General features: G+C 72.9%; 16 protein-coding genes and 1 pseudogene. 11 read left to right on the top strand and 6 right to left on the bottom strand.

Annotation, left to right across the window (positions count from 1 at the left end; all coding sequences use genetic code 11):
- The 7 genes from ABT381_RS28315 to lgt all read left to right on the top strand — a co-directional run.
- Positions 1-388: DUF2752 domain-containing protein (locus ABT381_RS28315; protein ID WP_351599409.1), on the top strand; the 388-nt coding region annotated here is incomplete at its 5' end.
- Between the two features lie 187 nt (positions 389-575).
- Positions 576-1,385 (top strand): indole-3-glycerol phosphate synthase TrpC, encoded by an 810-nt coding sequence (gene trpC, locus ABT381_RS28320; protein WP_030256369.1) that lies wholly within the window; start codon positions 576-578, stop codon positions 1,383-1,385.
- Positions 1,386-1,391: 6 nt separating this feature from the next.
- The gene (trpM, locus tag ABT381_RS28325) at positions 1,392-1,613 is read left to right on the top strand and encodes a tryptophan biosynthesis modulator TrpM (protein WP_351599410.1); all 222 of its coding nucleotides are present in this window, start codon (positions 1,392-1,394) and stop codon (positions 1,611-1,613) included.
- A gap of 134 nt (positions 1,614-1,747) precedes the next feature.
- Complete coding sequence (gene trpB / locus ABT381_RS28330) at positions 1,748-3,052, top strand: tryptophan synthase subunit beta (RefSeq protein ID WP_351599411.1); 1,305 nt, start codon at positions 1,748-1,750, stop codon at positions 3,050-3,052.
- Positions 3,052-3,864, top strand: coding sequence for a tryptophan synthase subunit alpha (trpA, locus tag ABT381_RS28335; RefSeq protein WP_351599412.1), 813 nt, complete (start codon positions 3,052-3,054; stop codon positions 3,862-3,864). Before trpB ends, trpA begins: the two co-directional genes overlap by 1 nt.
- 107 nt (positions 3,865-3,971) lie before the next feature.
- Complete coding sequence (locus ABT381_RS28340; protein WP_351599413.1) at positions 3,972-4,742, top strand: DsbA family protein; 771 nt, start codon at positions 3,972-3,974, stop codon at positions 4,740-4,742.
- Positions 4,743-4,833: 91 nt separating this feature from the next.
- Positions 4,834-5,802: a prolipoprotein diacylglyceryl transferase gene (lgt, locus tag ABT381_RS28345; RefSeq protein WP_351599414.1), complete on the top strand. Its 969-nt coding sequence runs from the start codon at positions 4,834-4,836 to the stop codon at positions 5,800-5,802.
- On the opposite strand, the gene ABT381_RS28350 is transcribed toward lgt, so the two are convergent.
- From ABT381_RS28350 to ABT381_RS28365, 4 genes are read right to left on the bottom strand one after another with little or no spacing between them, the layout of a single operon-like run.
- Complete coding sequence (locus ABT381_RS28350; RefSeq protein ID WP_351599415.1) at positions 5,799-7,262, bottom strand: ADP-ribosylglycohydrolase family protein; 1,464 nt, start codon at positions 7,260-7,262, stop codon at positions 5,799-5,801. The genes lgt and ABT381_RS28350 overlap by 4 nt on opposite strands.
- Positions 7,259-8,431, bottom strand: coding sequence for an ADP-ribosylglycohydrolase family protein (locus tag ABT381_RS28355; protein ID WP_351599416.1), 1,173 nt, complete (start codon positions 8,429-8,431; stop codon positions 7,259-7,261). Before ABT381_RS28355 ends, ABT381_RS28350 begins: the two co-directional genes overlap by 4 nt.
- Positions 8,428-9,774 carry an ADP-ribosylglycohydrolase family protein gene (locus ABT381_RS28360; RefSeq protein WP_351599417.1) on the bottom strand — a complete coding sequence of 449 codons (1,347 nt, stop codon included), beginning with the start codon at positions 9,772-9,774 and terminating at the stop codon, positions 8,428-8,430. The genes ABT381_RS28355 and ABT381_RS28360 overlap by 4 nt, the downstream gene beginning before the upstream one ends.
- Complete coding sequence (locus tag ABT381_RS28365) at positions 9,771-10,814, bottom strand: ADP-ribosylglycohydrolase family protein (RefSeq protein ID WP_351599418.1); 1,044 nt, start codon at positions 10,812-10,814, stop codon at positions 9,771-9,773. Before ABT381_RS28365 ends, ABT381_RS28360 begins: the two co-directional genes overlap by 4 nt.
- 305 nt (positions 10,815-11,119) lie before the next feature.
- Here ABT381_RS28365 and ABT381_RS28370 point away from each other — a divergent pair, with 305 nt between their 5' ends.
- From ABT381_RS28370 to ABT381_RS28380, 3 genes are all read left to right on the top strand, one after another.
- Entirely contained in the window at positions 11,120-11,860 is a 741-nt protein-coding gene (locus tag ABT381_RS28370; RefSeq protein ID WP_467754630.1) for a VIT1/CCC1 transporter family protein, read from the top strand.
- 293 nt (positions 11,861-12,153) lie between these two features.
- On the top strand, positions 12,154-16,764 hold the full coding sequence (gene gltB / locus ABT381_RS28375) for a glutamate synthase large subunit (RefSeq protein ID WP_351599419.1): 4,611 nt from the start codon (positions 12,154-12,156) through the stop codon (positions 16,762-16,764).
- The gene (locus ABT381_RS28380) at positions 16,757-18,217 is read left to right on the top strand and encodes a glutamate synthase subunit beta (protein WP_351599420.1); all 1,461 of its coding nucleotides are present in this window, start codon (positions 16,757-16,759) and stop codon (positions 18,215-18,217) included. The genes gltB and ABT381_RS28380 overlap by 8 nt, the downstream gene beginning before the upstream one ends.
- 124 nt (positions 18,218-18,341) lie before the next feature.
- Here the strand turns inward: ABT381_RS28380 and ABT381_RS28385 are convergent, their stop codons facing one another.
- Complete coding sequence (locus tag ABT381_RS28385; RefSeq protein WP_351599421.1) at positions 18,342-18,815, bottom strand: PPOX class F420-dependent oxidoreductase; 474 nt, start codon at positions 18,813-18,815, stop codon at positions 18,342-18,344.
- Between the two features lie 131 nt (positions 18,816-18,946).
- Here ABT381_RS28385 and ABT381_RS28390 point away from each other — a divergent pair, with 131 nt between their 5' ends.
- Entirely contained in the window at positions 18,947-19,690 is a 744-nt protein-coding gene (locus tag ABT381_RS28390; RefSeq protein ID WP_351599422.1) for an MBL fold metallo-hydrolase, read from the top strand.
- A gap of 34 nt (positions 19,691-19,724) precedes the next feature.
- Here the strand turns inward: ABT381_RS28390 and ABT381_RS28395 are convergent.
- Positions 19,725-19,906 (bottom strand): annotated as a pseudogene (locus ABT381_RS28395) (hypothetical protein); the annotation flags it as partial.

A 19,906-nucleotide genomic window follows, 5' to 3' on the forward strand; every position in this document is an offset into this window, starting at 1 on the left:
CCGCCTCGCGGCCCCGCTGGGCGCCCTGGCGGCGGTCCTGGCGGCCTTCGCGTACGTGGGCGCCGTCGACCCCAACGAGGCGGGGCACTATCCCGTCTGCCCGCTGCTGCGGTTCACCGGCCTGTACTGCCCGGCGTGCGGCGGCCTCCGCAGCGCCCACGCGGTGGTCCACGGCGACCTGGGCGCGGCGCTGGGCGCCAACGCCCTGGCGGTGCTCGGCTACGCCGCGTTCGCGGTGTTCTGGGGGGTCTGGCTGGTGCGGGCCGGCCGCGGGCTGCCGACCGCCGGGCCGCGGCCCAAACCCGTTCACTGGTGGCTCGTAGGCGCCGCTGTGCTGCTCTTCACAGTGGTACGCAACCTGCCCGCCGGATCGGCCCTCGCCCCATGATCCGCGCCGATTCCGCGTCCTCCGGGGAGCGCTCGCGCGGCCGGTACCTGTCCATGTTGTGGGACCGGCGACAGGCGGATGCGGGGCTACCGCCCCTGGCCGGATACCATCGGACTGCCTGCTGGGAGCGCACCGCGCCTCCGAAGGCGCCAGACATCCTCCACCGCTCAAGAAGGAGGCCGCTCGCGTGAGTGTGCTCGACGAGATCATCGACGGAGTCCGCGCCGACCTCGCCGAGCGGCAGGCGCGCGTCAGCCTCGACGAGCTGAAGGAGCGGGCACAGAAGGCCGCCCCCGCCAAGGACGGCGTGGCGGCCCTCAAGGGCGACAGCGTGCGGGTGATCTGCGAGGTCAAGCGCTCCAGCCCGTCCAAGGGCGCGCTGGCCGCCATCGCCGACCCGGCCGGGCTCGCCGCCGACTACGAAGCGGGCGGCGCGGCCGTCATCTCCGTCCTCACCGAGCAGCGCCGCTTCGGCGGCTCGCTGGCCGACCTGGAGGCCGTCCGGGCCAAGGTCGACATCCCGATCCTGCGCAAGGACTTCATCGTCAGCGCGTACCAGCTGTGGGAGGCCCGTGCGTACGGCGCCGACCTGGCGCTGCTGATCGTGGCCGCGCTGGAGCAGGAGGCGCTGGTCTCGCTCATCGAGCGGGCCGAGTCGATCGGGCTGACCCCGCTGGTCGAGGCGCACGACGAGGAAGAGGTCGAGCGCGCGGTGGCCGCCGGGGCGAAGATCATCGGTGTGAACACCCGCGACCTGAAGACCCTCAAGGTCGACCGCGGCAACTTCGGCCGGGTGGCCCCCGAGATCCCCGACCACATCGTCAAGATCGCCGAGTCGGGCGTCCGCGGGCCGCACGACCTCATCGCGTACGCCAACGAGGGCGCGGACGCCGTCCTCGTCGGCGAGTCGCTGGTCACCGGCAAGGACCCGAAGACGGCCGTCGCCGACCTCGTCGCGGCCGGCTCCCACCCCGCCATCCGGCACGGACGGGACTGACCCCGCATGACCGCCGCCCGCACCCAGCCCCCTAGCCCGGCAGCGGTGAGCGCCGCGCGCCTGCCGCACGCGGCCCTGGGGCGCGGGTGCAGGCCGCGCGGCTGCCGCGCACCCGCGCGCCGCATCCACGGACGACGCGTCCGGTACCACATCGGCTCGGAGCCGGGGCAGATCAACGGACGCCGATGGCGCCGCACGGCCGCGCCGCGCGCGGGCTCCCACGCCTGACCGGACACCCCTGCGGGTGCTCCGGCGGAGTGTGACACCCGGGCCCGTGGCGTACGGCACGTACCTTGATGCCCGTATTTCGAGATCGAGACTTCCGGGGCGCACGCGTGCGCCCCGACCGAGGAGTACGTCGGATGTCGTCTGACTTCTTCATTCCGGACCCCGAGGGCCGGATCCCCAGCGCCGAGGGCTACTTCGGCGCCTTCGGCGGCAAGTTCATCCCCGAGGCGCTGGTCGCCGCGGTCGACGAGGTCGCCGAGGAGTACGAGAAGGCCAAGGCGGACCCCGCCTTCGCGGCCGAGCTCAACGACCTGATGGTCAACTACACCGGCCGGCCCAGCGCCCTCACCGAGGTGCCGCGGTTCGCCGAGCACGCGGGCGGCGCGCGGATCTTCCTCAAGCGCGAGGACCTGAACCACACCGGCTCGCACAAGATCAACAACGTGCTGGGCCAGGCGCTGCTCACCAAGCGCATGGGCAAGACCCGCGTCATCGCCGAGACCGGCGCGGGCCAGCACGGCGTCGCCACCGCGACCGCCTGCGCCCTCTTCGGCCTCGAATGCACCATCTACATGGGCGAGATCGACACCCAGCGCCAGGCGCTCAACGTCGCCCGGATGCGGATGCTCGGCGCCGAGGTCATCGCCGTGAAGTCCGGCAGCCGCACCCTGAAGGACGCCATCAACGAGGCGTTCCGCGACTGGGTCGCCAACGTGGACCGCACGCACTACCTCTTCGGTACTGTCGCGGGCCCGCACCCCTTCCCCGCCCTCGTCCGCGACTTCCACCGCGTCATCGGCGTGGAGGCGCGCCGGCAGCTCCTGGAGCGCGCCGGGCGGCTGCCCGACGCCGCCGTGGCCTGCGTCGGCGGCGGCTCCAACGCCATCGGCCTCTTCCACGCCTTCCTGCCCGACGCGGACGTGCGCCTGATCGGCTGCGAGCCGGGCGGCCACGGCGTGGAGACCGGCGAGCACGCGGCCACCCTCACTGAGGGCACGCCGGGCATCCTGCACGGCTCCCGGTCCTACGTCCTCCAGGACGAGGACGGCCAGATCACCGAGCCGTACTCGATCTCCGCGGGGCTGGACTACCCGGGCATCGGCCCCGAGCACTCCTACCTCAAGGACGTCGGGCGCGCCGAGTACCGTGCCGTCACCGACGACGCGGCCATGCAGGCGCTGCGGCTGCTCTCGCAGAGCGAGGGCATCATCCCCGCCATCGAGAGCGCGCACGCGCTCGCCGGTGCGCTGGAGGTGGGCCGCGAGCTGGGCAAGGACGGGCTGATCCTGGTCAACCTGTCCGGGCGCGGCGACAAGGACATGGACACGGCCGCACGGTACTTCGGGCTGTACGACGCGCCCGCCGACGACGCGGTCGAGGCGGACGACACCGACGCCACGGACACCGCGCTCGGCGCGCACCAGGAGGGGACGAACTGATGGCGGGCAACGTCGAACTGCTCAGCTCTGTACTGGCCGGCGCGAAGGCCGAGGGCCGCGCTGCCCTGGTCGGGTACCTCCCGGCCGGCTTCCCGACCGTGGACGGCGGGGTACGCGCCGTCACCGCGATGATCGAGGGCGGCTGCGACGTCGTCGAGGTCGGCCTGCCGCACAGCGACCCGGTGCTGGACGGTCCGGTCATCCAGACCGCCGACGACATCGCGCTGCGCGGCGGCGTCAAGATCGTCGACGTGATCCGCACGGTCGGCGAGGCACACGCCGCCACCGGCGCGCCGGTGCTGTGCATGACGTACTGGAACCCGGTCGACGCGTACGGCGTCGAGCGGTTCGCCGCCGACCTGGCCGCCGCGGGCGGCGCCGGCTGCATCCTGCCGGACCTGCCGGTCGAGGAGTCCGAGGTGTGGCGGAAGGCCGCCGAGCAGCACGGCCTGGCCACGGTCTTCGTGGTCGCGCCGAGCAGCAAGGACGCGCGGCTGGCGAAGATCACGGCGGCCGGCAGCGGCTTCGTGTACGCGGCGTCGCTGATGGGCGTCACCGGCACCCGCGAGTCGGTCGGCCGGGAGGCCCAGGACCTGGTCGCGCGTACCCGTGCCACCACCGAGCTGCCGGTCTGCGTCGGCCTCGGCGTCTCCAACGCCACCCAGGCCGCGGAGGTCGCGCAGTTCGCGGACGGGGTCATCGTCGGGTCGGCGTTCGTGAAGCGGCTGCTGGCGCACGAGGGCGACCTGGAGGCCGGGCTCGCGGGCGTACGGGAGCTGGCCGGGGAGCTGGCCAAGGGCGTACGGGCGTAAGACCCATGCCCGGCGTGCGTAAAGCCCACGCCGGGCGGGTCCCTCGATAGGGCGAAAACAGGGGCGGAGGGGCGCAGTCGCGTCCCTCCGCCTCGTTTTTCACCGGTGTGAGCCAGAAAACCCGAGCCGATGGCAGCGCCCGCGAGCGGCTGCAGGCACAGCGCGAGAAGGAAAAGGCCCGCGCCCGGCGCGGCAGGCAGGCGAAGGTCGCCGGGGCGGTGGTGCTCGTCCTGGCGGTGGCCGCCGGCATCGCGGTCTGGGCGTCGTCCACGGGCGACGGCAAGAGCGCCCCGGTCGCCGCGCCGAAGGGGGCGACCGGCGGGGACAAGCCGATGGTGTCCGTCGGAAAGAAGGACGCGCCCTCCACCCTGGACGTGTGGGAGGACTTCCGCTGCCCCGCCTGCAAGCAGTTCGAGACGGGCTTCCGCAAGACCGTCCATGAGCTGCAGGACTCCGGGCAGCTGAAGACCAACTACCACCTCGCCCTCCTCATCGACGGCAACATGGGCGGCAAGGGCTCGCTGAACGCGGGCAATGCCGCGCTGTGCGCGCAGAACGCGGGCAAGTTCCGCGACTACCACGACGTGCTGTACACCAACCAGCCCGCCGAGCAGCAGGACCGGTATGCGGACAAGACCTACCTGATCAAGCTGGCGGGGAAGGTGCCCGGCCTGGTGACGCGCGACTTCCGCTCCTGCGTGCACGACGGCACGTACAACGGCTTCGTGCAGAAGTCGCAGGAGGCGTTCCAGAGCGGCGGCTTCCAGGGCACCCCGAGCATCTTCCTCAACGGCAAGAACCTCTTCGCCGACCAGAGCGCGCGGATGACCCCGCAGAAGCTGCAGCAGATGGTCCAGGACGCGAACAAGAAGAAGTGACGCGTATACGCGGGTGCCGGGGGGTCGTTACTGAGCCGTTGCCGGGCGGGTTGCCGCCCGGCCCACCCGGCGCGATAGCGTCAGGGCTGCCATGGACCTCGCATTCATTCCCAGCCCGTCGACCGGCGTCGTGCATCTCGGCCCGATCCCGCTGCGCGGCTACGCATTCTGCATCATCATCGGCGTCTTCATCGCCGTCTGGCTCGGCAACAAGCGCTGGATCCAGCGCGGTGGCCGGAGCGGGACGGTCGCCGACATCGCCGTGTGGGCGGTGCCGTTCGGCCTGGTCGGAGGGAGGCTCTACCACGTCATCACGACGTACGAGCCGTACTTCGGCAAGGGCGGCGACCCGATCAAGGCGTTCTACGTCTGGGAGGGCGGCCTCGGTATCTGGGGCGCGATCGCGCTGGGCGCGGTGGGTGCCTGGATCGGGTGCCGGCGCCGGGGCATCCCGCTGCCGGCGTACGCGGACGCGGTCGCGCCGGGCATCGCGCTGGCGCAGGCGATGGGCCGCTGGGGCAACTGGTTCAACCAGGAGCTGTACGGCAGGCCGACGGACGTGCCGTGGGCGCTGAAGATCAGCTCGGACCCGGCGATCGGCCGGGTGGGCGGCACGTACCACCCGACGTTCCTGTACGAGTCCCTGTGGTGCATCGGCGTCGCGATCCTGGTCATCTGGGCGGACCGGCGGTTCAAGCTGGGGCACGGCCGGACGTTCGCGCTGTATGTCGCGGCGTACTGCGCGGGCCGGGCGTGGATCGAGTACATGCGGGTCGACGAGGCGCACCACATTCTGGGCCTGCGGCTGAACGTGTGGACGGCGCTGATCGTGCTGGTCCTGGCGCTGGTGTACCTGGTGATCTCGGCGAAGCGGTCGCCGGGCCGGGAGCCGGTCGTCGAACCGGGAGCGGACGAGCCGGAGGACGGCGCGACGGACGACGGCGCGACGGACGGCGCTGACGGTCCGGTCGAGGACGCCGCGCCCGCGAAGCGCGCGGACGACGCCGAGCGGGCGGAGAAGGACGAGCCCGCCGAGCGCACCGGCAACAAGAAGTCCTAGTCCCGGCCGTCCGCCGGGCACAGCGGGTCGTGGTCCTCATCGAGGGCCGCGGCCCGTTTTCCGTGGGGTGGCGGGCCCGTGCGGGCGAGGGCCGCCGTCTCGCGGGCCAGCGCGTCGAAGCCGATGCCGTCCAGACCGCCGATGCCGGTGGCCAGCCGGTTGGCCAGCGGGGCAGTCCAGCGGGCGGGGAGGGCGTCCGGGGAGCCGGCCAGGAGGCCGGTGAGGGAGCCGGCCGTCGCGCCGTTGGAGTCGGTGTCCCAGCCGCCGGAGACGGCGCGGCAGACCGACCCGGTGAAGTCCCCGTCGGCGTGCGTGAGGGCGGCGGCGAGCAGGGCGGCGTTGGGCAGGACGTGCACCCAGTGGTGCCGTCCGTACGCGGCGTGCAGCCGGTCCACCACGGCCTCGAAGCCGGCCGGCGTGCGGTCGGGCGCCGCCCCGGCCGCCGCGATGCCGCAGCGCACGGCCCGGGCCAGCCGGGAGCGGGGCGGGACCACGGCGAGGCCGGTGCGCAGGCAGGCGTGCACGTCCGCGTCCCCGGCGGCGGCCCGGGCGAGGGCCGCCGCGACGAACATCGCCCCGTACACGCCGTTGGCGGTATGGCTCAGGACCGCGTCCCGCCAGGCGGCCGCCGCGGCCCCGGCCGGGTCGCCCGGATGCGTCCAGCCGTGGATGTCGGCCCTGATCAGGGCGCCGATCCACTCGCGGAAGGGGTTGCGGAAGCGGGCGGTGTCCGGCGGTTCGATGCCGTCGAGGAGATTGCGGTACGCGACGCGCTCGGCGGTGAACGTCCGGCCGGCCGGCAGCTCCTCCAGCCACAGCCGGGCGAGGTCGGCGGTGGTGAAGCCGGGGCCGTGGCGTTGGAGGAGGAGCAGGCCGAGCACCGGGTGGTTCAGGTCGTCGTCCTCGGGCATCCCGTCGATGTTCTCGGCGAGCGAGGTGGCGCGGCTGCGGCGGTTCCACGGGTACCGGGCGGCGGTACCGGGGTCCAGCCCGGCCTCGGTGAACCAGGTGTGCAGCGGCCAGTTCGCGGTCGACCGGGCGATCTCCCGGATGCCGGCCAGCGGCAGCTTCTCGACCGGCTTGCCGAGCAGGCAGCCGGCGGCGCGGCCCAGCCAGGCAGCTTCGAGGCGGGGGAGCAGGCCGGGGGCCGTGGCCACGGGCGGCGGGGGCGGGGCGGCGGCCCGGACGGCCGCCAGGTCGGTGGGCTCGTCGGCGGCCAGCGGGGAGGGCAGCGCGGCCAGGTCGTCCAGGAGGGCGGTGGCGAGGGCCCGGAGGTGCGGCGGGGCGGGCGTGGCGGAGGCGCCGGCCCGCTCGGGCGCGTCGCCGCCGCCCGCGGTGTGCCAGCGGCGGCGGATCACGGTGGCGTCGCGGCCGTCCTCGGCGGCCTGCCGCAGCTCGTGGCCGAGCAGGTCCTCCGGCTGGACCCAGGTCACCCGCAGCGGCGCCGGCGGATACGTCATCGGGGCTCCGTGAGGGCGGCGAACGCGGCCTCGTGGGCGCGGCGGCGCAGCAGATCGCGGTGGTGGATCTCGCGGGCCACGGAGGTCAGCGCGTCCGCCGGGGCCCGGAGGTCCAGCCGGCTGGCCTCGGAGACGGCCGCGGTCCACTCGGCGGGCACGGGGTGGCCGAGCGCGCCGACCAGGGCGCCGCTCATGGTGGCGATGGAGTCGCAGTCGCGGCCGTAGTTGACCGCGCCGAGCACCGTCTCGCGGTAGTCGCCGTCGCCGATCAGCAACAGGCCGAGCGCAACGGGGAGTTCCTCGATGGTGTGCAGTCGCGAGGGGCGCCGGGCGCCGAGGGAGGGACGGCGGTACTCGGGCCCCACGGTGTCGAACGGCGAAACAGCGCCCCGCAGTTGCGGCAGCGCGGGCTCGAACTCGTCGTACTTCACGGCCACTTCGCAGACCGCCTCGATGGCCGTGCGGGTGCCGTCCTTGGCGAGGGCGAGGGCCGTCTCGACCACGGAGGCGGGCGTGGCACCGGGTGTGCAGGCCGCGGCCACCGCCGCGGCGAGGACACCGGCCGCCTCCCGCCCGTACGAGGACTGGTGCGCGCCCGCGACGTCCAGCGCCTCTGCGTAAGCGCCGCGCGGATCACCGGCGTTGACCAGGCCGACCGGTGCCATGTACATCGCGGCGCCGCAGTTGACGATGTTGCCGACGCCTGCCTCGCGGGGGTCCGCGTGCCCGTAATGGAGGCGGGTGACGAGCCACTTCTCGGCGAGGAAGACGCGCTGCAGGGGCAGCGCCTCGGCCTCCAGCTCGGGGATCCAGCGCGGGTGGGTCATCAGGTCGGGGACCAGGTGATCGGCCACCGCGTACGCGTCGAGGTGGTCGCGGACCTGCTCGTACACCCTGATCAGCGCGTGCGTCATGAGGGTGTCGTCGGTGACGTGGCCGTCGCCCTTGTGGTACGGCGCGAGCGGGCGGGCGGTGCGCCAGTCCGCGTGCCACGGGCCGACGATGCCGCGAACCGGGCCGCCGTGCCGCTCCCGGATCTGCTCCGGGCTCCAGCCCTCGACGGGACCGCCGAGCGCGTCGCCGACCGCGGCTCCGGCGAGGGCCCCGGCCGTGCGGTCGGCGAGGGTGGGGGACGCCGTGGTGGTGGGTGGTGCCGCGGTGTGCGTCATGGGCGGTCCGGTCCTTTCGGCAGGGGCGGCTGCGTCGTCACGGGGGTCTGCGGGCTGGTCGGTTCGGTGCCGGTCGTCAGGGGTGTTTGCGGAGTGGTCAGTTCGGTGCCGGCGAGCAGGTCGGCCAGCTCGACCAGGTCGGTGCCGGCCAGCCGGGGGAGCGCGCAGCCGGAGAGCGTGCGGCAGGCGTCGCGCCAGGCGGCGGGCAGCGCGGCGGCCCCGCCGAGCGCGCCGGTCAGCGCACCGGCCAGGGCGGGCGCCGAGTCGGCGACGCGGGAGAGGCAGGCGGCCGCGGGCACCGCCTCGGCGGTCCGGCCGCCGCCCGCGAGGGCCAGCGCGAGGGCGACCGGCACGGTCTCGGCCGCGGCGATGCCGTAGCTGTAGACGTGGTCGACGATCTCGTGCTCCAGGGTCGGGACCAGGGCGAAGGCGGCGCCGGGGCGGCCGTCGGCGGTGGCCTCGGCCAGCCGTACGGCGTGCAGCGCGTTGCGGCGGATCTCGGTGCCCTCGGGGAGCTGCGCGAGCGCGGCCTCCACACAGGCGGCGACGGGGGAACCGCCGAGCGCGGCGGCGACCGCTGCGGCCATCGCGCGGGCGCCGTGCACGCCGTCGCCGTCCTGGGTGTACCGGGCGTCGAACTCGGCCAGCCCGGCGGCGGCCGCCGGGTCGCCGGGGTGGACCACGGCCAGTACGGCGGCGCGCACGCACGCCGCGTCGTCGAAGAAGTGCGGGTTGTCGTGGCCGGTGGCGGGCGGCCGCAGCCCGGCCGCGAGATTGCCGAGCCCGGCGCGTACGGAGATCCGGGCGCGCAGCGGCAGCACCGCCGACTCCACCTCCGGCGCCCGGTCGGCGGCGGCCGCGACCTCGCAGGCCAGCGCGGTCCAGGCGAGGTCGAGGGCGGCCCGCATCCGGCGGTCCCGGCCGAGGTCGGAGAGGAAGGCGCCGGCGGCGGTGAGCACGGAGCCGGCGGTGAAGGCGGCCCACTCGGCGTCGTCGGAGGGGCCGAGGCGGAGCGGTTCGGGGGGCTGGTTGAGGGCGATGGGCACGGGGAGCGTGGTGGTGGCGTTCTGCTCGGCGAAGGTGTCCAGTTCGCGGGTGAGGCGGCGGGTCCACTCGGGCATCCGGGCGGCGCGGTGGCGGGCGGCGGGCCAGCCGGCGGCGTCGCCTGCGGCTAGGCCCAGGAGGAGGCCCTCAATGCGGGTGCCGCTGGCGCCGGCGCGGGCGGGGGCACGGGGCGCTGGGGTGGCGGTGGTGGGTCGGCTGCCCGCCGGTGGGGGTGCCGCTGCGCCCACCCGTGCCGCCCCAGCGGCACGACTGCCCGCAGCTGTGGGAGAAGCGGTCATGCGGTCGGCTCCGGGGTGAGGAGGTCGGCGATGTCGAGGACGTGGTAGCCCGCCATGGACGGGAGGCAGGTGCCGCGTGCGGGGGCGATGACCGCTGCCCAGTCCTCGGGTACGGCGGCGAAGCCGCCCAGCGCGCCGGCCAGGGCCCCGGCGACCGCCGCCGTGGTGTCGGCGTCGCGGCCCATGTTGACGGCGGTGAGGACCGAGTCGGGGAAGTCGCCGGCCGCGGCGGCGAACGCGCCGAAGGCCAGCCCGACCGCCTCGGGGGCCAGGTCGGTCCAGGGGTAGCCGCCGATGACGACGGCGGACCGCACGGCGCGTTCGGTGCCGAGGCGGGTGATGCCGGGGTCCAGCCGGGAGCGCTGGGCCGCGGCGACCGCGCGGCGCAGCGAGCGCGCCGTCCAGGAGTCCTCGGGGACGACGGAGAGCGCGGCGGCGATGACCGCGTCGGTGGTCCGGGCGACCATCGCGGCCGCGACCCCGGCGGCGACGGCCTGGCCGCCGTAGATGCCCTCGCCGTCGTGGCTGACCGTGCCGTCCACCGCGACCAGCCGGGCGGCCTCGGCGGGCCGGCCCGCCGCGTGTACGCCGAAGGGCGCGGCCCGCATGGCCAGTCCGTCGCTCCAGGCATGACGGTGCTGGGCGGAAATCGGTGCGGCGAGGCCCCGGCGGAGGTTCTCCAGGGTGCCGCGTTCGCTGAACCCGGCGCCGCGGAAGGGACCTTCGTCCAGGTCGGCGATCCACTGGTGCCAGGCGGCCTCGACGTGCGCGACGGTGAGCGCCGAGCCGTGTTCGGCCAGCAGCAGGCCGGAGAAGATGGCGTATTCGGTGTCGTCGGTGCCGGCCGGGTCGTCGGCGACGAAGCCTTCGATGCGGCCCCAGCGGCGGCGGATCTGCGAAGGCTTCATGTTCTCCGCGGGGGCGCCGAGCGCGTCGCCCACGGCGAGGCCCAGCAGCGCGCCGCGGCCCCGGTCCCGCAGATCGGCGGGGCGGTCACCCGGGGTGACCGGGACGGGCGAGGGGGCGTGCGGTGTGCTCATGTGCGTGCCTTCCGCCGACCGGTCCCGGATGCGTACGCGTCTGAGGGATGGTAGGGCCGGTTTGCCGCGAATGGGGGGAGATCACGCCGCATCGGAGTGATGTCGTGATGGCCGTATCCCGAGGGTCGGGAGGAGGCTGGTGTGATCCGGATCTCACGACGAGCGGTTCGGTAAAGCCGCAGGTCAGTGGGGTAAGTACGGCCTTCCTTGCTAGCGCGAAGGGATGTGAGGGGCCTAACTTCGAGGTGTTGCAGGGGGAAGTGCCGCTCATCGGCCCACACCTCGCGAGGGAGGGAGAGGTCCCTATGTCCGTCATTGATGTCATGGACGCGTCGGCTTCGACGCATGTCGCCCACCGTGACAACCACACACACCGTGATGTGAACGGCGGCTGGCTGCGGCCGGCGGTCTTCGGCGCCATGGACGGCCTGGTGTCGAACCTCGCCCTGATGACGGGTGTGGCCGGCGGTTCGGTCTCGCAGCAGACGATCGTCATCACGGGGCTGGCCGGGCTGGCGGCGGGTGCCTTCTCGATGGCCGCAGGCGAGTACACCTCGGTCGCCTCGCAGCGCGAGCTGGTCCAGGCCGAGCTGGACATCGAGCGCCATGAGCTGCGTAAACACCCCAAGGACGAGCAGGCCGAGCTGGCCGCGCTCTACGAGTCGCGCGGGGTGGAGCCGGAGCTCGCCCGCGAGGTGGCCGCACAGCTCTCCAAGGACCCGGAGCAGGCGCTGGAGATCCACGCCCGCGAGGAGCTGGGCATTGACCCGTCCGACCTGCCCTCGCCGCTGGTCGCCGCCGCTTCCTCGTTCGGTTCCTTCGCGCTGGGCGCGCTGCTGCCGGTCCTGCCGTACCTGCTGGGCGCCTCCGCGCTGTGGCCCGCCCTGCTGCTCGCGCTGCTGGGACTTTTCGGGTGCGGTGCGGTTGTTGCCCGGGTGACGGCACGGTCCTGGTGGTACAGCGGACTGCGCCAGTTGGCTCTCGGCGGCGCCGCCGCGGGTGTGACGTACCTCCTGGGCACGCTGTTCGGAACCGCCGTAGGGTGACGCCCTATGCGTGCAGACGCATAATTAAACTGTTACCTCGCGGTTTCAGTTTTCGACCAGCGGGCATAAGGCTCTGGCGCCGGAGGCAATGTCGCCTACCGGTGACCCGCGCTGTCGGACGACGAACTGTCCCGCCGCGTTCTTGATTCGCCGCTATGAGCGGTGTCCGCATGCTGGAAGCCCCTATCCGATTCACGAGATCGGGGTCATCCTGTAACCTGCACGCAAAATTTCGCGGAGGGCCAACGTCGTCCCTCGGCACTGCACATGCCACGACGACGTTGGGAGAGCCGATGCGTTCCGCGTCCACGCACTCCGCGACCACCGGCAGCGCTACCAGCGCCGCCTGGTCGCCCATGGACGGGCGCCCCGCCCAGCAGGGGATGTACGACCCGCGTAACGAGCACGACGCCTGCGGCGTCGGCTTCGTCGCGACCCTCACCGGCGAGGCGAGCCACGCACTGGTCGAACAGGCGCTGACCGTCCTGCGGAACCTCGAACACCGCGGCGCCACCGGCTCCGAGCCCGACTCCGGCGACGGTGCGGGCATCCTGCTCCAGATTCCCGACGCCTTCCTGCGCGAGAACGTCACCTTCGAGCTCCCGGAGGCGGGCGCGTACGCCGCGGGCATCGCGTTCCTCCCCTCGGATGCCGAGGAGGCCCAGGCCGCCGTCTCGAAGATCGAGACGATCGCGTCCGAAGAAGGCCTGAACGTCCTCGGCTGGCGTGTCGTGCCCGTCGCCCCGCAGCTGCTCGGCAACGGCGCCCGCGCCACCATGCCCGCCTTCTCCCAGCTGTTCGTCTCGGACGGCGAGAACACCGGGCTGGCCCTGGACCGCAAGGCGTTCGCGCTGCGCAAGCGTGCCGAGCGCGAGGCCGGCGTGTACTTCCCGTCGCTGTCCGCGCGCACGATTGTGTACAAGGGCATGCTGACCACCGGGCAGCTGGAGCCGTTCTTCCCGGACCTGTCCGACCGCCGTTTCGCCACCGCCATCGCGCTGGTCCACTCGCGGTTCTCCACCAACACCTTCCCGAGCTGGCCGCTGGCCCACCCGTACCGCTTCGTCGCGCACAACGGCGAGATCAACACGGTCAAGGGCAACCGCAACTGGATGCGCGCCCGCGAGTCCCAGCTCTCCAGCAAGCTCTTCGGCGAGGCCACCGAGTCCGTCGAGCGCCTGTTCCCCGTCTGTACGCCGGACGCCTCGGACTCCGCGTCCTTCGACGAGGTACTGGAGCTGCTCCACCTCGGCGGCCGCTCGCTGCCCCACTCCGTGCTGATGATGGTCCCGGAGGCGTGGGAGAACAGCCCCTCCATGGACCCGGCCCGGCGCGCCTTCTACCAGTACCACTCCACGATGATGGAGCCCTGGGACGGCCCGGCCTGCGTCACCTTCACCGACGGCACCCAGGTCGGCGCGGTCCTGGACCGCAACGGCCTGCGGCCCGGGCGTTACTGGGTCACCGACGACGGCCTCGTCGTGCTCTCCTCCGAGGTCGGCGTCCTGGACATCGACCCCGCCAAGGTGGTCCGCAAGGGCCGCCTGCAGCCCGGCCGGATGTTCCTCGTGGACACCGCCGAGGGCCGCATCATCGAGGACGACGAGATCAAGGGCGCCCTCGCCGCCGAGCACCCGTACGCGGAGTGGCTGGAGGCCGGCGAGATCGAGCTCGAGGACCTCCCCGAGCGCGAGCACATCGTGCACACCCACGCCTCGGTCACCCGCCGCCAGCAGACCTTCGGCTACACCGAGGAGGAGCTGCGCGTCCTCCTCGCGCCGATGGCCAAGGCCGGTGCCGAGCCTATCGGTTCGATGGGTACGGACTCGCCGATCGCCGCGCTCTCCGAGCGTCCCCGGCTGCTCTTCGACTACTTCACCCAGCTGTTCGCGCAGGTCACCAACCCGCCGCTGGACGCCATCCGCGAGGAGCTGGTCACCTCGCTGATCTCCTCGCTGGGCCCGCAGGGCAACATCCTGGAGCCCACCGCGGCCTCCTGCCGCAGCGTCACCCTGCCCTTCCCGGTGATCGACAACGATGAGCTGGCCAAGCTCATCCACATCAACGCCGACGGCGACATGCCGGGCATGACGGCCGTCACCCTCTCCGGCCTGTACCGCGTGCACGGCGGCGGCGAGGCCCTCGCCGCCCGCATCGCGGAGATCTGCGCCGAGGCCGAGGCCGCCATCGAGGACGGCGCGCGCCTGATCGTGCTGTCCGACCGGCACTCCGACGCCGAGCACGCGCCGATCCCCTCGCTGCTGCTCACCTCCGCCGTCCACCACCACCTCATCCGTACGAAGCAGCGCACCCAGGTGGGCCTGCTCGTCGAGGCCGGTGACGTCCGCGAGGTGCACCACGTCGCGCTGCTGATCGGCTACGGCGCCGCGGCGGTCAACCCGTACCTGGCCATGGAGACCGTCGAGGACCTGGTCCGCGCCGGCACCTTCCTGCCCGGCATCGAGGCCGAGGCCGCCATCAAGAACCTGATCAAGGCGCTCGGCAAGGGCGTCCTGAAGGTCATGTCCAAGATGGGCATCTCCACCGTCGCCTCCTACCGCGGCGCGCAGGTCTTCGAGGCCGTCGGCCTGGACGAGGCGTTCGTCGACACCTACTTCCACGGCACCGCCACCAAGATCGGCGGCGCGGGCCTGGACGTCATCGCCAAGGAGGTCGCCGCCCGGCACGCCAAGGCGTACCCGGCCTCCGGCATCGCCGCCACGCACCGCGCGCTGGACATCGGCGGCGAGTACCAGTGGCGCCGCGAGGGCGAGCCGCACCTCTTTGACCCGGAGACCGTCTTCCGCCTGCAGCACTCCGCGCGCTCGGGCAAGTACGAGATCTTCAAGCAGTACACCGAGCGGGTCAACGAGCAGTCCGAGCGGCTGATGACGCTGCGCGGCCTGTTCGGCTTCAAGTCCGACCGGCCCTCGATCCCGATCGAGGAGGTCGAGCCGGTCAGCGAGATCGTCAAGCGGTTCTCCACCGGCGCCATGTCGTACGGCTCCATCTCGCAGGAGGCGCACGAGACCCTCGCCATCGCCATGAACCAGCTGGGCGGCAAGTCCAACACCGGTGAGGGCGGCGAGGACCCGGAGCGCCTGTACGACCCGGCGCGCCGCTCCTCCATCAAGCAGGTCGCCTCCGGCCGCTTCGGTGTGACGAGCGAGTACCTGGTCAACTCCGACGACATCCAGATCAAGATGGCCCAGGGCGCCAAGCCCGGTGAGGGCGGCCAGCTGCCCGGCCACAAGGTCTACCCGTGGGTCGCCAAGACGCGTCACTCGACGCCGGGCGTGGGCCTGATCTCCCCGCCGCCGCACCACGACATCTACTCCATCGAGGACCTGGCTCAGCTGATCCACGACCTCAAGAACGCCAACCCGCAGGCCCGCATCCACGTGAAGCTGGTCTCCGAGGTCGGCGTCGGCACGGTCGCCGCGGGTGTCTCCAAGGCACACGCGGACGTGGTCCTGATCTCCGGCCACGACGGCGGTACGGGCGCCTCGCCGCTCACCTCGCTGAAGCACGCCGGCGGTCCCTGGGAGCTCGGCCTCGCCGAGACCCAGCAGACGCTGCTGCTCAACGGCCTGCGCGACCGCATCGTCGTGCAGACCGACGGCCAGCTGAAGACCGGCCGCGACGTGGTCATCGCCGCCCTGCTGGGCGCCGAGGAGTACGGCTTCGCGACCGCCCCGCTGGTGGTGTCCGGCTGCGTCATGATGCGCGTCTGCCACCTGGACACCTGCCCGGTCGGCATCGCCACGCAGAACCCGACGCTGCGCGAGCGGTTCAGCGGCAAGGCCGAGTACATCGTCAACTTCTTCCAGTTCATCGCCCAGGAGGTCCGTGAGCTCCTCGCCGAGCTGGGCTTCCGCACGCTGGAGGAGGCCGTCGGCCACGCCGAGCTGCTGGACACCACCCAGGCGGTGACGCACTGGAAGGCGCAGGGCCTGGACCTGGCCCCGCTGCTGCACGTGCCCGAGCTGCCCGAGGGCGCCGTCCGCCACCAGATCACCGTGCAGGACCACGGCCTGGAGAAGGCGCTGGACAACCAGCTCATCAAGCTGGCCGCCGACGCGCTCTCCGCGGACACCGCGGAGGAGGCCCAGCCCGTACGGGCGCAGGTCGCCATCCGCAACATCAACCGCACGGTCGGCACCATGCTGGGCCACGAGGTGACGAAGAAGTTCGGTGGCGCGGGCCTGCCCGACGACACCATCGACATCACCTTCACCGGCTCGGCCGGCCAGTCCTTCGGCGCCTTCCTGCCGAAGGGTGTCACCCTCCGCCTGGAGGGCGACGCCAACGACTACGTCGGCAAGGGCCTCTCCGGCGGCCGCGTGATCGTCCGCCCGGACCGCGGCGCCGACCACCTCGCGGAGTACTCCACCATCGCGGGCAACACCCTCGCCTACGGCGCCACCGGCGGCGAGCTCTACCTCCGCGGCCGGGTCGGCGAGCGCTTCTGCGTCCGCAACTCCGGCGCCACGGTGGTCTCCGAGGGCGTGGGCGACCACGGCTGCGAGTACATGACCGGCGGCAACGCGGTCGTACTCGGCGAGACGGGCCGCAACTTCGCGGCCGGCATGTCCGGCGGTTTCGCCTACGTCATCGACCTGGACCCGGCCAACGTCAACAAGGAGCTGGCCACCGCGGTCAACCCCTTGAACGAGACCGACAAGCAGTGGCTGCACGACGTGGTGCGCCGCCACCAGGAGGAGACCGGCTCCACCGTCGCCGCCAAGCTCCTCGCCGACTGGGATGCCGCCGCCGCGCGCTTCAGCAAGGTCATCCCGCCCACGTACCAGGCAGTGCTCGTCGCCAAGGAAGCCGCCGAGCAGGCCGGACTCTCCGAGTCCGCGACCTACGAGAAGATGATGGAGGCGGCGACCAATGGCTGACCCCAAGGGCTTCCTGAACCACGACCGCGAGGTCGCCGAGACCCGTCCCGTCGAGGAGCGGGTCAAGGACTGGAACGAGGTCTACCGGCCCGGTTCCCTGCTGCCGATCATCAGCAAGCAGGCGTCGCGCTGCATGGACTGCGGCATCCCGTTCTGCCACAACGGCTGTCCGCTGGGGAACCTCATCCCCGAGTGGAACGACTACGCCTACCGCAACGACTGGGAGGCCGCGAGCGAGCGGCTGCACGCGACCAACAACTTCCCGGAGTTCACCGGTCGCCTCTGCCCCGCCCCTTGTGAGGCCGCCTGCGTGCTGGGCATCAACCAGCCGCCGGTGACCATCAAGAACGTCGAGGTCTCCATCATCGACAAGGCGTGGGACAACGGGGACGTCACCCCGCAGCCGCCCGAGCGCCTGTCCGGCAAGACCGTCGCCGTCATCGGTTCAGGGCCGGCGGGCCTGGCCGCCGCGCAGCAGCTGACCCGCGCGGGCCATACCGTCGCCGTCTACGAGCGCGCGGACCGTATCGGTGGTCTCCTCCGCTACGGCATCCCCGAGTTCAAGATGGAGAAGCGGCACATCAACCGCCGCATCGAGCAGATGCGCGCGGAGGGCACCAAGTTCCGCACCGAGACGGAGATCGGCCGCGACATCGACGCGGCGAAGCTGCGCCGTCGCTACGACGCCGTCGTGATCGCCGCGGGCTCGACCACCTCCCGCGACCTGCCGGTGCCCGGCCGCGAGCTGAACGGCATCCACTTCGCGATGGAGTACCTGCCGCTGGCCAACAAGGTGCAGGAGGGCGACCTGACGACGTCCCCCATCACCGCCGAGGGCAAGCACGTCGTGGTCATCGGCGGCGGCGACACCGGCGCGGACTGCGTCGGCACGGCCCACCGCCAGGGCGCGGCCTCGGTCACCCAGCTGGAGATCATGCCCAAGCCGGGCGAGGAGCGGAACGAGGGCCAGCCCTGGCCGACCTTCCCGATGCTCTACAAGGTCACCTCCGCGCACGAGGAGGGCGGCGAGCGGCTCTACTCCGTCAACACCACCCACTTCGAGGGCGACGAGGACGGCAACGTCCAGTGGCTGCACTTGGTCGAGGTGGAGTTCAAGGACGGCAAGCTGGAGCAGAAGCCCGGCACCGAGCGGAAGATCCCGGCTCAGCTGGTCACCCTCGCGATGGGCTTCACCGGCACCGACAAGGAGAACGGCCTCGTCGAGCAGTTCGGCCTGGAGCTGGACCAGCGCGGCAACATCGCCCGGGACGCGGAGTACGCCACCAACGTCCCCGGCGTCTTCGTCGCCGGCGACGCGGGCCGCGGCCAGTCGCTGATCGTGTGGGCCATCGCCGAGGGCCGCTCCGCCGCCCAGGGCGTGGACCGCTTCCTGACCGGCGCGTCCTCCCTGCCCGCCCCCATCAAGCCGACGGACCGCGCACTGACCGTGTGACGCACCACCCCTGAATGTCCCGTACAACGACGTACGGAACAAACGCGGCGCCTGCCCCTTCCCCGACCGGAGGGCAGGCGCCGCGCATGCGTGGTGCCGGTGCCAGGCGCGCTCAGCCCTGACCTCAGCCCTCGTCCTCCGCCAGGTGGGCCGGGAAGCCGCCGGTGGCGATGGGGCCCCAGCGGCGGGGGGTGATGCGGATGATGGACTTGCCCTGCTTGATCATGGCCGCGCGGTACTCGTCCCAGTCCGGGTGCTCGCCGGAGATGTTGCGGAAGTACTCCACGAGCGGCTCGACCGAGTCCGGCGCGTCGATGACCTCGGCCTCGCCGTCGATCTGCACCCACGGGCCGTTCCACTCGTCGGAGAGGACGATGACGCTGACGGACGGCGCGCGGCGGGCGTTGCGCACCTTGGCGCGCTCGGGGTACGTCGAGATGACGATCCGGCCCGAGTCGTCCACGCCGCAGGTCAGCGGCGAGCCCTGGGGGGTGCCGTCGGACCGGCGGGTCAGCAGGATGGCGCGGTGCCGGGGGCGGACGAACTCCAGCAGTCCGGGCAGCTCGACAGTGGTGTTGGTGGCGATGGAAGGGCTCATACGACGAGCCTAGAGGGTGAAGCGCGCTCGAAGGCCGACCGCCGCGTGCCCCCGGCCGGGCGAGCTACGCGCTGGGTGAACGCCCGTCCTGCGCAGGCCACTTCGGGGCGCCGCGTCCGTAGGGTCACCGTATGAGACTCCGAGAGATCACCCCGTCGATATGGCAGGTCCCCTTTCCCGTGGGTCATGTGTACCTCGTACGGCTGCCGGCCGGCGGCCCGTCGGGGCGGAGCGGGTACGCCCTGGTGGACACCGGCGTAGCGGGTTCGGCGCCGGCGGTCCTGGAGGCGCTGGCCGGGCTCGGCGGGCGCCCCGAGGACGTACGGCAGATCGTGCTGACCCACTCCCACCTGGACCACACCGGATCGGCCGCCGACCTGGTGGCGGCCACCGGCGCCACCGTGCTGGCCGGCGCGCCCGACGCCCCGGTCATCCGCGGCGCGGCGCCCGAGCCGGAGCCGGTGCCCACCGCCACCGAACGCGTCCTGCACGAGAAGATCATGGCGGACCTCGCGGAGTCCGGAGTGGAGCCGCCACGCCCGGTCGCGGTCGACATCGAGCTGGCCGAGGGCGACGAGCCGGCGGGCTGGGGCGAGCCGGTGCACGTGCTCGCCACGCACGGCCACACCCCCGGCGGCATCGCCTTGCACCTGCCGGAGTCCCGGGTGCTCTTCCCCGGGGACATCATCGGCACCGGGGAGGGCCGGGCGGTGCTCGGCCCCTTCAACGTCGACCGGGAGCAGGCCATCGCCTCGTTCCGGCGGCTGGCCGCGCTGGAGCGGGTGGAGACGGTGTGTGTACCGCACGGCGAGCCGATCACCGAGGACGCGGCGGCCGTACTGGCGGCGGCCACGCCCGAGACCGACTGGCTGTAGCCACCGCGCCGTCGCTCTTACGGCGCCGTCGCTCCTACGTGTCGCACTCCAGCTCCGTGCGGCACAGCGTGCAGCGGGCCCGGAGCGGGCCGCGCACCGGGAGCCTGATGCGCTGGTGGCAGGCCGGGCAGGGGAAGGAGACGCGGAGCGGGCCCGGGCCGTCGAAGGCGTACCCGGCGTCCGGCGGCGGGCCGGGGGAGTGGCGCGGCGCGCGGG

It is taken from the genome of Streptomyces sp. NPDC000151, assembly GCF_040301705.1.
GTDB lineage: Bacteria > Actinomycetota > Actinomycetes > Streptomycetales > Streptomycetaceae > Streptomyces.